The organism is uncultured Veillonella sp. (assembly GCF_937981445.1).
In the GTDB taxonomy this organism is placed as follows: domain Bacteria; phylum Bacillota; class Negativicutes; order Veillonellales; family Veillonellaceae; genus Veillonella_A.
Genome location: NZ_CALJON010000047.1, coordinates 1 through 15,263, shown reverse-complemented (window position 1 = coordinate 15,263; position 15,263 = coordinate 1). Strand labels below are relative to the sequence as shown.

The 15,263-nt window shown below is 39.6% G+C and carries 12 protein-coding genes; 1 reads left to right on the top strand and 11 read right to left on the bottom strand.

Annotated elements, in window-relative coordinates:
- The 10 genes from Q0376_RS07580 to mfd all read right to left on the bottom strand — a co-directional run bounded on the left by Q0376_RS07580 (position 1) and on the right by mfd (position 12,159).
- Positions 1 to 510 (bottom strand): DnaA ATPase domain-containing protein, encoded by a 510-nt coding sequence (locus Q0376_RS07580; protein ID WP_298706096.1) that lies wholly within the window; start codon positions 508 to 510, stop codon positions 1 to 3.
- Positions 511 to 683: 173 nt separating this feature from the next.
- Complete coding sequence (locus Q0376_RS07575) at positions 684 to 866, bottom strand: hypothetical protein (RefSeq protein ID WP_298706093.1); 183 nt, start codon at positions 864 to 866, stop codon at positions 684 to 686.
- A gap of 411 nt (positions 867 to 1,277) precedes the next feature.
- Positions 1,278 to 3,296, bottom strand: coding sequence for an ABC-F family ATP-binding cassette domain-containing protein (locus tag Q0376_RS07570; RefSeq protein WP_298706090.1), 2,019 nt, complete (start codon positions 3,294 to 3,296; stop codon positions 1,278 to 1,280).
- Positions 3,297 to 3,299: 3 nt separating this feature from the next.
- On the bottom strand, positions 3,300 to 3,875 hold the full coding sequence (locus Q0376_RS07565) for a DsbA family protein (protein WP_298706087.1): 576 nt from the start codon (positions 3,873 to 3,875) through the stop codon (positions 3,300 to 3,302).
- A gap of 196 nt (positions 3,876 to 4,071) precedes the next feature.
- Positions 4,072 to 4,401, bottom strand: coding sequence for a hypothetical protein (locus Q0376_RS07560; protein WP_298706084.1), 330 nt, complete (start codon positions 4,399 to 4,401; stop codon positions 4,072 to 4,074).
- 100 nt (positions 4,402 to 4,501) lie between these two features.
- Entirely contained in the window at positions 4,502 to 5,635 is a 1,134-nt protein-coding gene (locus Q0376_RS07555; RefSeq protein WP_298706081.1) for an MGDG synthase family glycosyltransferase, read from the bottom strand.
- A 269-nt stretch (positions 5,636 to 5,904) separates the two neighbouring features.
- Positions 5,905 to 6,216, bottom strand: a complete 312-nt coding sequence (locus Q0376_RS07550; RefSeq protein ID WP_298706078.1) for an HU family DNA-binding protein — start codon at positions 6,214 to 6,216, stop codon at positions 5,905 to 5,907.
- 62 nt (positions 6,217 to 6,278) lie between these two features.
- On the bottom strand, positions 6,279 to 7,139 hold the full coding sequence (gene mazG, locus Q0376_RS07545) for a nucleoside triphosphate pyrophosphohydrolase (protein ID WP_298706075.1): 861 nt from the start codon (positions 7,137 to 7,139) through the stop codon (positions 6,279 to 6,281).
- A gap of 12 nt (positions 7,140 to 7,151) precedes the next feature.
- Positions 7,152 to 8,741, bottom strand: coding sequence for a polysaccharide biosynthesis protein (locus Q0376_RS07540; RefSeq protein WP_298706072.1), 1,590 nt, complete (start codon positions 8,739 to 8,741; stop codon positions 7,152 to 7,154).
- A gap of 10 nt (positions 8,742 to 8,751) precedes the next feature.
- A complete protein-coding gene (gene mfd, locus Q0376_RS07535) occupies positions 8,752 to 12,159 on the bottom strand; it encodes a transcription-repair coupling factor (RefSeq protein WP_298706069.1) in 3,408 nt (1,135 codons plus the stop codon).
- A 296-nt stretch (positions 12,160 to 12,455) separates the two neighbouring features.
- Here mfd and Q0376_RS07530 point away from each other — a divergent pair, with 296 nt between their 5' ends.
- A complete protein-coding gene (locus Q0376_RS07530) occupies positions 12,456 to 12,698 on the top strand; it encodes a hypothetical protein (RefSeq protein WP_298706064.1) in 243 nt (80 codons plus the stop codon).
- Between the two features lie 396 nt (positions 12,699 to 13,094).
- Here the strand turns inward: Q0376_RS07530 and Q0376_RS07525 are convergent.
- The coding region (locus Q0376_RS07525) for an S-layer homology domain-containing protein (protein ID WP_298706061.1) at positions 13,095 to 15,263 on the bottom strand (2,169 nt) is incomplete at its 5' end.

Below are 15,263 nucleotides of genomic sequence, written 5' to 3'. Positions count from 1 at the left end.
TTATTTAATGCCTACTTCAGTGGCATTATTAAGCAAATCAATCATATCTTGAATCGCATTCGCTTCATAGGCCAATACATCATCTTCAATAGTAAGAATAATTTGGCGCATATTTTGACGTAAGGCCGTAATAATACGTACAATAGCGCGTTGCTCTAACTCATCTGCCTGTTCTAAGACATAATCAAAATTCGTCACAATTAAGCGATCTATTTTGACAAAGCGTTCCATGAAATCTGCCACATGACCATAAGTTACACTGTCTGTATACTCTTTTGCCAAGATGTCTCCGGTAATCTCCATAATATTCCAATTAGCGATTGTATCTGCTTCATAAACTTTTAATTGCTCTAAGAATTGCCCTGTTCGATCCGCTTTACCGTGTAAAATCATAGGATTATAATCTAGTTCTCTTAAACGGCTTGATACATCAGCTACTGCATCCTTCATATTATCTTCTAGGGCCACCTTCGATACCATAGTAGATTCTGTATTTTTATTTGTATTCATTATAGTCTCTCCTCAAATCACAAATCACATTCTTACTAAAAATACGCCCCACACTAGTAATAATTACTAACATGAAACCTGTAAGAATACTATATAACGGCAAAAAGTCGATAGCCAAAAGGCTATCGACTTCATTGTACCACAAGTTAATCTTTTTTACGAAAAATTAACAATTACTTACCTTTTTCCTTGGCTGCTAACGCAGTAGCTTCGGTTCTCTTACGAATTGCATCGATAAGAGGCTTTACTTCTAAGAATTCTGCATCAGTCAAACGAAAGGTCCGGACTTTTCTATCAAATAATGATTTTTTGCGGCCAGCTCCGACACGTTTTCCTCCCCATTTGTTATTCTTCATAACATCCCTCCATCTTGGGAAAATGAGTACCTCTGTCTTGCTAAAACAAAATCACTTACTTAGGTCTAACTACAGTATATACTATATAAATAGGAAAATTCAACTTTTTATTTCTAGAAACACCAATAAAATTATAACTTTTTTGTATAATTACTTTATTTTTCAAATTTTTGCGTTATTTATCTTGTTATTAAACATAATTTATCAAGTTAAAGAGCAAAAAATCATTACTGAAATTGCAACAAAAAATTAGCAGTAGTTAAAAAGTCAAATGACCAAGTAACTACTGCTATGAAAATTTACTAATTTCATCATAATTTGCCATTTACTAATTAAATCCCCATAATATAGCAATTTATACATGAAAAAATAAACCCTATCTATGTTAAAATAAAATACTGTATATAGAACTTATAAACGATCTGACAACTCCATCCAACGCTCTGTTTTAGCTTCCCATTTTGCTTCTACTTGCGCCCGTTCCTTCATAGTAGTTTGCAACGCTTCAAAATCCCCTGAATTTTGATTTATCATAGCGTCATATGCCTTTAATAGGCCTTCTAATTCGGCAATATCATCTTCTAAGGCACAAAGTTTTTCCTGTTCCGCTAAATTTAAAGGCTTTACCGCTGCTGGCTCAACTACTTTAGAAGGAATTTGAGCATTAGCACTACCAAGAGAAGCCGCCTCAATGCTAGAACTAAACACAGTTTCAGGTTCGGAAGTATTCATAGATTCAGCCTTAGAAATGACCGCCGCCTCAGATTCAGACGTCATAGCCATTCCATTTTCAGAACGCCCCTCCCGTTTAGAATGCTTTGTCTCACTAGCGCCACCATAAAGCTCTATTCTCCCAGCTTCTAGAGCATCTTTATACTCGGAATAAGCGCCATGAATAATCTCAATTTGGCCCTCACCAGTAAAGACAAATAATTTATCCACTACGCGGTCTAAGAAATAGCGGTCATGGCATACGGTAATTACAACGCCACTAAAAGTATCTAAAAAGTCTTCTAAAACCTCTAACGTGGGAATGTCTAAATCATTAGTCGGTTCATCTAGGAGCAACACATTCGGTGCACTCATAAGCAATTTAAGGAGGCATAAGCGACGTTTTTCGCCCCCTGACAATTTACGGATAGGCACACCATGAAGTTCTGGGGTAAACAAAAAGCGCTCCAGCGCCTGACCGGCACTTAAAGTACTGCCATCAGCCAATACAATATAGCGATAGTCTTCCCGAATATAATCAAGGACACGCTGATCTTCATCAAAAGCTGGCAATTCTTGCTTAAAATGAGCGATGCGCACAGTTTCACCACGCCCTACAGTACCATGTAAAGGCTCGTAGGTACCATCTAATAGGCGCATAAAGGAGGATTTACCAATCCCATTAGGTCCCACTATACCAATGCGATCATGACGTCCCATATGGTACGTAAAATCATCAACTATAGGACGGTCATCAAATGCAAAGTGTAAATTCTCTATATCAAATACAGTTTTACCTAAACGGCTTTTTAAGGCAATCGGGTCCATCGTATCAGCGCGACGTACCACCTCTTGTTTCTTGAGATTTTCATAACGCTGTAACCGAGCTTTTTGCTTAGTTGACCGCGCTTGCGCTCCACGGCGTACCCAGGCGAGCTCGCGCTTTAAAAATTGGCGACGCTTTTCAGCACTCGCCGCTTCGCGCTCTTCTCGATCCGCTTTTAAGGCTAAAAATTTCTCATAGTTACCCTCATAGGTATAAAAATGATGATTAGACAATTCTAAAATTTCATCGCTCAAAGCATCTAAGAAGTAACGGTCATGAGTACTAATCAATAAGCCACCTTTACGGGCCAATAAATATTTTTCGAGCCAGTCAATACTTGCCTCATCCAAGTGATTGGTAGGTTCATCTAAAAGAAGTAGATCTGAAGGATATAGTAAGGCTTGCCCTAATGCCAAACGGCGGCGTTGCCCACCAGACAAAATTTTTACCGGACGACTTAAATCAGCAAAACCTAATTTAGATAAAATCGTACGGCCCTGTTGTTCCACATCCCAGCCCCCATCAGTATCCATGCGCTGCAATAAACGCAAATGCTCTGGACTACCTGGTGCTTCTTGGGCAACTTTTTCATACTGCCGCACCAAACCTAATACAGGATGATGAGCTAAGAAAATGTTCTCCAAAATCGATGACTCTTCCTCAAACTCTGGGGCCTGTGGCAAATAATAAATTGACGCCTTGCCATTTCGTAAAATACTACCTTTTTCAGGCTCTTGTAATCCTGCTAATAATTTTAAAAAACTAGACTTCCCCGTCCCATTAACCCCAATTAAACCAATTCGTTTGTTATCTGTAAAGGTCATATTGGCCCCTTCAAAAAGGCGCCGCGTCCCATAGGAATGTCCTACATTTTGTAATGTTAAAATATTCATAGATTACTTTAAAAATTCCTTTTTCATATCATCAAAGGTAAGCGCGCCAGATAAAATAATCTTACCATCTTCTTCAATGGTTGGCACATATTCAAGGCCTATTTTCATGCAATGATCATCATGAGCTAAAATCGTATCTAAATAACGCCCATCGGCCAATACCTTTTGAGCCTCTTTTACACCTGCTTTTTCGGCAAGTTTTAAAATAACCGCATCATCAGCAATATTTACTTGTTCCACAAAATACGCTTGGAATACAAGATCTACATACTCTTCTTGTACGCCCTGTTTAATCGCTTCTTCAAGAATTTGAAGAGCTTTTTTCGTATTGTAAATCTTAAACATATCCCCTGGTGTAGCCCCTACCGGCTTACCTAGTTCATTGAGCTTCTTTTGATGCTCATAGGGATCGCTTAAATTGAAATCGATACCTTCTAATGCAGTATCAGGATGAATTTCCCAGCTAAAATATTCTACTTCAATAGGTTCTTTAGTTTCTTTCTTGATGACCTTTAAAAATTCATGCTCATTGTAGCAATAAGGGCAGCAAAAATCAAAATATACGCGAATATGTCTCATTGTGTGTCATCCTTTCTATGAAATAAAATTAATAAACTATACTAAAGGCTCACCTTCGATAATAGCCTACCGTCAGTCATCGCCTACTTCCAATAATACTATTCTACCTTCAATAAGGTATATCCTGCCTTCAATATACAACAAAAAGTCCGCCTTAGAAAAGGTGGACTTTTTTCTTAACCTGTGTTCGAGCCCCTTACATTTCTTCGTCGTAACGAGCAATATTTTCTTGTCGAATGCCTTGTAAATGGGATAATAATTCCTCTGTATCTTCTACACGAGTAAATAATTCGCCAAAATAATGTGAGTCTTCAATAGTTACACTCCACTGAAATGAATCATTTTCATCATAAAGGGTAAAAATAATTGGTTCATCTAAACCCGCTGGTACATTTCCATTATCATCGGTAATAGTAGCATACTCGCCGCTATCACTGATTTGATAAAACAAAGTATCTCGATCATCAATTTCAACTAACTCAAACCCTAAATTTTCATAAAATGACTCTAACGTGTCACTGTCCATATGAATCCTCCTCTAAAACTACAGCTAACTATATAAATTACATTTATTTTACAAAATATTTTGCCCTATTGCAAATACTTACTTTATTAGCAAACAGGTATTACTTTATCTCCTTAGGAGCTTCGCTTTTTAATAATTGTTTCGCAGCCACTACAATATTGCTGGCCCCATCAATTTTCCATTGCCCTTCCAGTTCGGCCATTTTATGAAGACGTTCTGGATTATTTAATAAGGCGGTTACCACATCTTCAAGATTGTGAATGTCCCGGGCCCAACGAGCATAGCCCTGTTTCTCTAAGAAAGAAGCATTGCTCTCTTCCTGTCCTGGAATGGCGCTAAAAAACACCATAGGAAGCCCTACAGTGATGGCCTCCATACAGGTTAAGCCTCCAGGCTTAGTAACTAGCAATGTAGCGTCCTGCATCAATTTAGCGATATCTAAGGTATAACCATATATGGTCGTTGGCTTATGCATATGCTTTTGCATAGCTACAAGACCTTCATATAGGTCCGAATTGCGTCCTGTTACTACGATGAGCTGATCAATCCCTTTTACCTCATCGAGACGTCGTAATGCCGTTTCTAAACAGCCTAGGCCTAAACCACCACCCATGATAAGAACTGTAACTTGTCCACTCGTATCATAAGGTGTTTCACGGGGTGCAAAAAAACTCCGCCGCACCGGTATGCCTGTAACTGTGATTTTATGAGCAGAAATGCCAGCTTCGCAGAGCTCTTGAACCATCCGTTCATTACCTACAAAGTACGCATCTACTTGTTTATATACCCAAAACTGATGCACTTCAAAATCAGTAATAACAGCTACTAGTGGTACATCAATTAAGTTTTGTCGTTTTAATATACAGGCTGCGCCACAAGGGAATGGATGCGTAAAGATTACTACATCTGGTTGTTCCCGTTTTATGAGCTTTAGCATACGACGTTTCAACATCCATGCCAATGCAGTTTGAACAGCACTGCCCTTCCGATCTCCTTGCGACAGACGATAAATTACATCATATAGCATAGGAAATACGTCAATCATCTTTATGTAAGTTTCTTTTAATAAATTATCAAAAGAAAATGTATCTGTATCTAAAAAATCAACATGAGTAATATGAGCTGCTGGATTCTTTTCAGCCCAATACTCTTCGATAGCGCGCGCTGCTTGCGTATGGCCTGTGCCAATTGAAGCCGATACAATCAGTATGCGTTCTTGCTTTTGATCGTCCATTCACAGTCTCCTTCCCTATGAAGTATTATAACATACTTTTTCTTTCATAAAGAAGAAAGTATGCCCCTTATAATTGCAAGTATGGCTTGATAAAAACGCACGCTTCAAAAGGGCAACTAGGTAAGTTCAATACTAAGTCGTCTAGCTTCAATAGGAAATCATCTACTACGTTCTCTTCAAGGCAATAAAAAAGAGACCCCTGGTGTAGACCTGATAAAGTCAAGTCTACATTGTACCAAAAGGGTCTCTTCTTCAATGCCACATCGTAATTATTTTTTACGAGGCTTAACTTTTGCTTCTTTTTTTGCTGCGTTAACTAATTCTTTTAATTGTTTACCAGCTTTGAAAGCAGGGGATTTGGAAGCTGCAATCTTAATTGGTGCATTTGTTAAAGGATTGCGGCCTTCACGTGCAGCACGGTCACGAACTTCGAAAGTACCAAAGCCGATAACTTGTACTTTTTCACCTTTTGCTAATTCATCAGCAACGGTTTCAAATACAGCTTTTACTGCTTTTTCAGCATCTTTCTTACTAAGTTCAGTTTTTTGTGCAACAACTGTGATTAATTCTGTTTTGTTCATGACAGAACCTCCTTAAAAAATAGAATGTATTTCATTCAGATACAATGTGACACAATGCCCCATTACAACGAATGCTTGTTTTCTAACACCTTCGCCGCGTCCCAAAACGCATCGAGTTCATCTAGTGAAAATTCCTCCCAAGACTTTCCACTTTCTTTTACACATTTTTCAACGTATAAAAAGCGACGTCTAAACTTGTTATTAGTGCGGTTTAGTGCATTTTCACCGCCTATTTTATACCATCTGAAAAGATTAATCAAGGAAAAAAGTACATCTCCTGCCTCTAATTCCATATTTTCTTCGTCTTTTTCTCCTATAGCTTCCTTAAATTCGGCCATTTCTTCTTCGAATTTGGCCCACACAGGCGGCTCTGTATCCCAGTCAAATCCAACCTTTGCAGCTTTCTCTTGAAGCTTCTGAGCCCCTAGCAACGCCGGTAAACCAACTGATACAGAATCGAGCACACTGCTCTGTTGATGCCCTTTTTCCTGGCTTTTTAATTCATCCCATGACAAATTAGTAGCCGTCGCTCCATCGCCAAACACATGAGGGTGGCGACGAATCATTTTTTCAGACACATCATTAATCACATCTTGTATTGTAAATAATCCATTTTCTTCAGCAAGTTGCGCATGAAAAATAATTTGCAATAACACATCGCCTAATTCTTCTCGTAAATTATTAGTATCGCGATTATCAATGGCATCTAATACTTCATACACTTCTTCAAGTAAATAACGCCGCAAACTACTATGAGTTTGCTTTAAATCCCAAGGACAGCCCCCCTCAGGATCTCGTAAAGCGGCTACCACTTTGCGAAGAGGAGCCAGTGAAGCCCCATCAAGGCCTTTTAAATCCCTAGTATCAGCATCTGTACTAGCATTAGGATTAACATTCGTCTCATCTATTTCATTTTTATTCATACAATCACCTTCTTATTGTAATTCTTTTTTAGCCCTAAAAGCCGCTATTCGTTTTCCTATAAAAGGCATAGCAGCCCACTCATCGGCTTTAATAGCTTTGGTAATAAGCAAGCCCGCACTATAAACGATAAGAGCTACTATAATAGCACCTAATACCCCCACTACATTGCCTGTTAAAGAGCTTAAGAAGTAATATACTACTACTGTAGCACCACCCATAGCTAAGGCGGAGAAAAATATTTTTATTGTTTCTACCCAAGGAATGGAGTATTTAATATAGCGCTTTACAAAAATCATATTTAACAAGGCCGCCAAGCCAAAATCTATATTAGTAGACCAAGCAGCACCATTGATGCCCCATTCAGGTAGCCCTGTTAAATACCAACTAAGTGGAATTTTAATAATCGTACTCACCAATAAATTGAGCATCGGAATTGATGTATGTCCTAAGCCCTGTAAAATTCCCGTAGTCACTTGTTGCATGCCTAAGAGGAAAATACTTAAACTCATAACCGCAATGGGGCCCCCTGCATTAGGCGTAGCATACAGCATGTCTGAAATAGGCGTTGCCAATACGCAAAGTCCTACAAACGCCGGTACTGTAATAAGACTTGTAATTTTTAAGGCCACATGGCTGCGATTTTGAATCTCCTTCATGTCCTGTTTGGCATAGGCCTCAGAAATAGCTGGTACTAGACTCGCTGCTAAAGAGGTAGTCAAAATGACAGGCAAGTTCACTAAAGACGTGGCCATGCCCGTTAAATAGCCAAATAAGGTGGTGGCCTCTCGCATCGTATACCCCACTTCAAGAAGCCGCCCTGGCACAACTTTGAGATCAATACCTGACACAATAGGCATCATAATATTAGCCATGGAAACAGGAATAGCCAATACAAATAAACGCTTCATAATTTGCCAAGCCGATTCGCTAGCTTGTGCTTCATCTTGAACCGCAATTAAAGAGGCTCTCAGATGCCGTTGGCGATAATAAAAATACAATAACACCAACAGCCCCCCTGCTACCCCTGGAAAGGTCGCTAATGTGGCGCCTGCAGCAGCCATAGGAAGGCCATGAGGTAGTAAGAATAAAGCAAATCCTACCATACAAGTAACGCGCAAGGTTTGTTCTACTACTTGTGATACACCGGTTGGTAACATATCTTGAAAGCCTTGAAAATACCCTCTAAATGCCCCCAGTAAGGTAACCACAATAATTGCTGGCGTTAAGGTCATAAGAGCATAACTACTTCGTGGGTCAGCCAGCCATCCTGCTTCAATGAGCCAGGGCGTGCTCAGAAAGAGTGCTAAGCTAAAAAATGAACCGAGTAAAAATAAAACAACACCAGATACTTTGAAAATTTTATGAGCACCGCGCATATCTTTATGGGCTAATTTATCTGCCACCATAATTGATATGGCAACGGGTAATCCAGCTGTTGCTAAGCTCACTATGATTTGATACAGCAAGTAGGCCATTTGATAGAGGCCAATGCCCTCACCACCTAAAATACGGGCGATAAGAACTTTACTAAAGGCGCCAATAATTTTAACGATAATGCCAGCTAAGGTTAAAATCATAGCCCCTTTTAAAAATCGATTCATCGGTCCCTCCTTAATGACGTACTGGGCGATTCGCCCCTCTGTTAGACTCCGCCGCCTGTCCTGTAGCCGCCTTCATATGAGCATCTTTACTTAATTCAACACCACTGGCTTCCACCGTGGATTCACGCTTACTTAATTCATTTAATACATTGTCACAGACCACCTGAATGGGTGCTGTTAACCCCGCTAGCTGATAGGTAAGGCTAGCCGGTTTTGTATCAAGTACCTTCATGCGATCCCATTCTTTAGCAGGCACAGCACCCATATCCCATTCGCTCATCTTTGAATCATCAGCCCAGACAAATGTGAGTAATTGATTGCGTTTAACAATACTTTTTATGCCAATAACCCGGGCCTTTTCCTTAAGCATAGCTAATTGCAACAAGCGGTTTACTGGATCTGTAGGGGTGCCAAAACGATCGATTAATTCATCAGTAAAATCTCGTAATTCACTAAGACTATGAATTTGTAATAGTCGTTGATAAATTTGAATTTTTCGCGCACTATCTTTAATGTACGCATCATCTATAAAAGCATCTACTTCCAGATTAATACTTGGCGCTGCCAATTCTTTTGGTTTTACCTCTCTATGTTGTGCTTTAGCAATGGCTTCTTCGAGCATAGAACAATATAAGGCAAAGCCTACGGAAGCAATATTGCCATGTTGCTGAGAGCCCAATAAATTACCGGCCCCACGAATTTCTAAGTCTCGCATAGCTAGCTTAAAGCCAGCCCCTAACTCAGTAAACTCTTCAATCGCTTTTAAGCGCTTTTCCGCCGTTTCACTGAGCATTTTATCAGGTCTATACATAAAATAAGCATAAGCTCGACGACGAGAACGCCCCACACGACCGCGCATTTGATACAGTTGCGACAAACCTAAATGATCTGCATCATATACAATAATGGTGTTCGCATTCGGTATATCAAGCCCTGTTTCAATAATGCTAGTACAGAGCAATAAGTCATACTGCCCTTCATAAAAGTCCACCATAATACTTTCCATCTGAGCCCCTGTCATCTGACCATGGGCAATGGCAAAGCGCAAATCTGGCATAGCCTGTTCTAGTAATTCCGCCATATGTCCAATAGAAGCGACCCGATTGTACACAAAATAAACCTGTCCACCGCGCTGTATTTCTCTTCGAATGGCATCAACAATAAGCTTCATATCGTATTCAACAACATAGGTTTGTACTGGCAATCGTTCTTCTGGAGGTGTATTGATAACGCTCATTTCTCGAACCCCCACTAAACTCATATGCAAGGTGCGCGGAATCGGTGTAGCACTTAAAGTCAATACATCAATAGACTGTGCCCAACTCTTCCATTTTTCTTTCTGAGCCACGCCAAATCGCTGCTCCTCATCAACTACCAGTAAACCTAGATTTCTAAATGTTACTTTTTTATTTAATAAGGCATGCGTCCCAATAAGTACATCTAATTCGCCTTCACTGGCCCTTTTAATAATATCTTTTTTCTCTTTTGCACTACGGAAACGGTTGAGTACATCAACACGTACACCAAAAGCACCTATGCGATCTAAAAAGGTCTGATAATGTTGCTGCGCCAATACTGTAGTAGGGACTAACACAGCTACTTGTTTGCCACTCATAACAGCCTTAAAAATAGCTCTCATGGCCACTTCTGTTTTACCAAAGCCTACATCGCCACATAAGAGGCGGTCCATAGGAGTTGGTTTTTCCATGGATGCTTTAATTTCACGGGTGGCTTGCAATTGGTCTTCCGTCTCTTCATAAGGAAAGGCTTCTTCAAACTCTTGCTGCCACGGTTGATCTGGTAAAAACGCATAGCCCTCTACCACTTCACGCTCCGCATAGAGCTGGACCAACTTCTCGGCTAAATCATCAATGGATTTCTGTGCTTTTTGACGCACTTTGCCCCATTCACGGCCGCCCATTTTATGAATTTTAGGCACATCACCTTCATTGCCAATGTATTTTTGTAATTGGTCTAGATTATCTGCAGGCAAATACAGTCGATCAGTACCTGCATAGGCAATTTCAATGTAATCCTTATGAATCCCCTCAGTTTCAATTGTTTTTAGCCCCACATATTTACCAATACCATGTACGGTATGCACTACATAATCGCCAAGGGTCAAATCACTGAAATAGGTAATTTCCTGCCCTTTGGCCGCTTTCTTCCGAAGTTTCTTCTTTTGCTGACCAAAAATATTGCCTTCTGTTACGACCACTAAATCACAGTGAGGCAATTCAAAGCCATCCGTTAATAAACCTTCCACAATCAGTACCTTGTGGTTCGTAGCAGCTAGCTCGTCGCCTCTTTCATATTCTATTTGAGCCTCTGTTAAAGCTCGCTCAATACCGTCTAGACGTTGACGATTATTCATTACTAAAATAATTTGACGGCCTCGCTCCTGCCATGCCTTAATTTCATCAGTTAAGAGCGGAATTTGGCGTTCAAACGAAATCATCGACTTACCTTGTAGCCCCACAGTGTGACTAGTACCAAAAGAGCTAATGCGTTGCTGTAAGAAGTTGAATCCCACTTCACTATAAGCCTGGGCCGTATTTAACAGTTCCGACCAAGTCATATGATGTGCCCTGTGGGTAGCATCTTCCTTTAAAAAACCCTTTAATGTATCTTGTAAACGATTTGGTTCATCATAAATCACAAGCCCTTCACTACCATAGGAAAGTAACGAATCCGTCTCCTCTATAGCATCAGCACTTACTTGATTATCTCCATGCACATTAAAAGGCATAATAGTACAGTCTTCCACGACTTCAATAGATCGCTGGGTATCACGGGAGAAAATGCGAATCGTATCTATTTCATCATCAAAAAATTCAATTCGGTACGGATTATCACTGTTAACTGGATATATATCTAAAATATCTCCGCGCACACTAAAATGACCACGTTGTTCCACCTGGTCTGTTCGCTCGTAACCGCTAGCCACTAATTTTTCTAATAATGTTTCACGATTTACTTCCTCATGTAAATCAAGGTTAATAATATATTCTTTTAATTCCTTAGGGCTCAATATATATTGCGTAGCCTCTTCAATAGTGGCTACCACAACAACGGGCTTCTTAGTTAATAATTTTCCTAAAGCTCTCATTTGAAGAGCTTGATTCTCTAGGCTTCGCGCAGCCGTTATGAAGGCAACCTTTTCAGTAATCGGAAACGGCACTACCTCAATTTGAGGCAATAGGAAGGCTAAGTCCCGCTCCCATCGCTCTTTATGCTCTTTATCATGCACAATAATGATGGTAGGCTTCATCCCCATGCGGCGAATGGCCTGACTGTAAATAAAGGATTTTTGAGAACCTCCAAGGCCATATATAATATGCTTGCCCTTAGTCTCAAAAGCCTGCTCTGCCTCTTTATAGGCAGGATATTTATATAATAATTCTTGTAATGATTCCATGAATAACTCCATTTGATTTGATGCAACGACAAAACGGGCTTTAGCAATGCCAAAGCCCCTGTCTTACGTATGTATTTAGTTTATCACAGCTCGTATGTACATGCAATGAAGAGTCTTCTCTTAAGAAAACTGCATCTAATTTATTCGATATATTTTCTATTTTATGATATAATATAACTATTATATATGCTTTTAATAGCTATTATTCTACGTAATATTGTAATATTCTCGTATTTAAGTATTATTTAAGTATTATTTAAGTATTATTTTATCTATTGTACCTTTAGGAGGCTCTTATGATTAAAGAAAAATTAGTAGAAATGGCCAGTTCTTATTTTAAAGTCGATCAAGAAAAATTTATGAATGTAGTAAACAACATTGAAAACCTCGATGTAAAAAGTGTTGATGACATAAAAAATCTTGACCAAGCTCAACTTACAACATTAGTTGAAAGCTTAACTAGCGCCTTCGGTGACACTGAAGCTGGTCAAGGTCTTGTAGGCGGCTTAACCGACCTAGCAGGCAAATTCTTCAAATAAGCTGCATCTAACCAATCTATAAACGATTTATAATAAATATATTAAATCGTACATAAAAAGAAGCCCTGAGAGTTAATACCTCTCAGGGCTTCTTTTTTTATGCTTACGCGCCTTACTAAACGGTTTCGTCTTTCTGCGCCTATGCGTTTCTGCACGTATACGTGCGTTTTTTGTACTTACACGGCTTTCTGAACGTGTACGCCTTATTAAGTATACACCTTATTGAGTATACACCTTATCGAGCATACACCGCTTTCAGCGCCCATGTGTTTCTGCACTTACACGTCTTTCTAAGCGTATTCATATTTCTATGCATATGCTACCTTCGTGTACTTACTGTGCTTACTGCTTCTACTGTTCTTACTGCCTTTACTCTTCCTATGGAGCTAAGTAAATTTACTGATCCTTTTGGATTTTACCACCATAAACATCGCGGAATACTTTATTAACTGTGTCATCTTCATTGTTAATGCGTACACGCTCAACTTTATTACGATCGTCATCTTCACCAGACACGCGATCCACACGGCTATGATCAAGATTGCTTAACAAAGTAATTTCCGAATTAAATTCTTGAATCCCTTTTAGCATATCTCGGTCCATCGGTGCGCCATTTTGAAGGGCACGATATAAAGCCGCCGCAAATTCATAACGAGTCAAGTTACGATCACCTTTAAATTCCCCATCAGGATACCCCTTTAATAAACCTCTATCTGCTAACGATTTAACATAACCGTAGGCCCAATGATTTTGAGGTAAATCAGAGAAGTTTACATTAGCCATTTCATTTGGCATTGTGCCAATAGGAACAGAGCCGCGTTTTAATTGCTCAATTTCAGCGCTTTGTGCCTGTAATTGTTCGCTTTGAGCTTTAACAATCTCTTTTAAAGCTTGTACATCTTTAGCTAAGGCTACTTTAGAATTGTTTACACCACTGCTTTGTCCTAATTTGAAGCTTACACCTGCATTGACCATATTTTCGCCACCGCCGAAGCTACCACCAAGACTAAACATAGTATCTTCATTAGGACGATAGTATGCACCTACAGCAGCTGCATTAGCACCACGGTAGTTACCATAACCAGCTGCAAAATCCCATTTATCATCAGGATTGAAATCTAATGGATGTAACGCCGCCAAGGCAGCAGATGCAGCACCTACTCGATTAATGCGATTGCCTAATTTTGAAACAGCACCGCCAATAGCATTGACTGCTTGATTTGTTTCAAATAATTGGCCCCCATTAATTGCATCAGTGGAACCTTCTTCTACAGCCCCTGGAGCAACTGAAGTAATTCGATTACCGCCGGCATCAATACCATCTCTAGTTATCGAAGGACCTTCAGTTAAAGACACACCATCACCATTAATTGTAGTATTACCTATAGCAATAGAGCCTTCACTGCCTAAATCGATATTTTGAGCTAATTTAATAGCTAATGTATTACCTTCAGCAACTACACCTAGATTGCCATCAGTCAATTTAGCTGTATCGGTCGCACCACCAGTGACATTTAAGCTTTCACCAAGGGCCACTGTAACGTTACCAGTATCACCCGCAAATACACGTCCCCCGTTAAGTTTGTCATCAATAACTTTCAATTGAGACTCTGTAGCTGCACGACCTGGAACTATACCAGCTTCACTTGGATTCCAAGTGGTGTTGCTTAAACCAGTCACATAATGACCTGTTTGTGGAGCACCTACAGCATTACCACTGTCATCAATAGCTTGTGTTGATTGATTACCCACTGTAATACCAGCTTGGCCACCTACTGTAATGGTTCCGGTATCTTTACCATCAATAGTAATTGCCCTATTTCCTTCACCTAATGTAATAGAATCATTAAGATTTACTGTATTAGTTGTAGGGTCCACGGTAATATTCTTACCACTTTGCGCTCGAACAGCATCTGCTGCTTTTGTTGCTTCACTACCAGCAATGTTTTTCACATCCCCAATATTAGCTGCATTTGTATTCGCTGCATCAGAGTAAACTTGATTGCCTTTTGAATCTGTTTTATACGTGCCATCAGCATTTTTATCGCCACCACTAGCTACATCAGTAATTTGTGTGTTACCAGCCTTAATGCCATCTTTAGTAATACTAATATCAGAACCTTTGATAGCAATTTCACCAGTAGTTACTTTGTTAGTATCTACACCCGCATTATTAATGATTGTCTCGCCAGCCTTAAGGGTATCTGCAGTAACGCCTGCATTATTGATAATAGTATTACCTGTTTTTACAGACCCAGCGCTACCTAAATCTATGTCTTTATTTAGGCTAATTTCTAAAGCACCATTATTTACTTTAGTTGTAATATTAGAACTGCCCGTAGTATTCTCACTCGTAACGGTTCCTTCAGTTACGCCACCTTTAACTTGGATTGCTTTGCCAAGATCTTGTTTGGCTTCTATCAATTTGCCATTAGCATCTTTATTTTCACCAGCCAAGGCAAAACCACCTGTTGCATTAGGTCCTGTACCATTAGTTACAGATTTTATAGCATCAGATACGGTTTTAAGTTGATCTTCCGTAGCACCACGACCAGATACAATGTC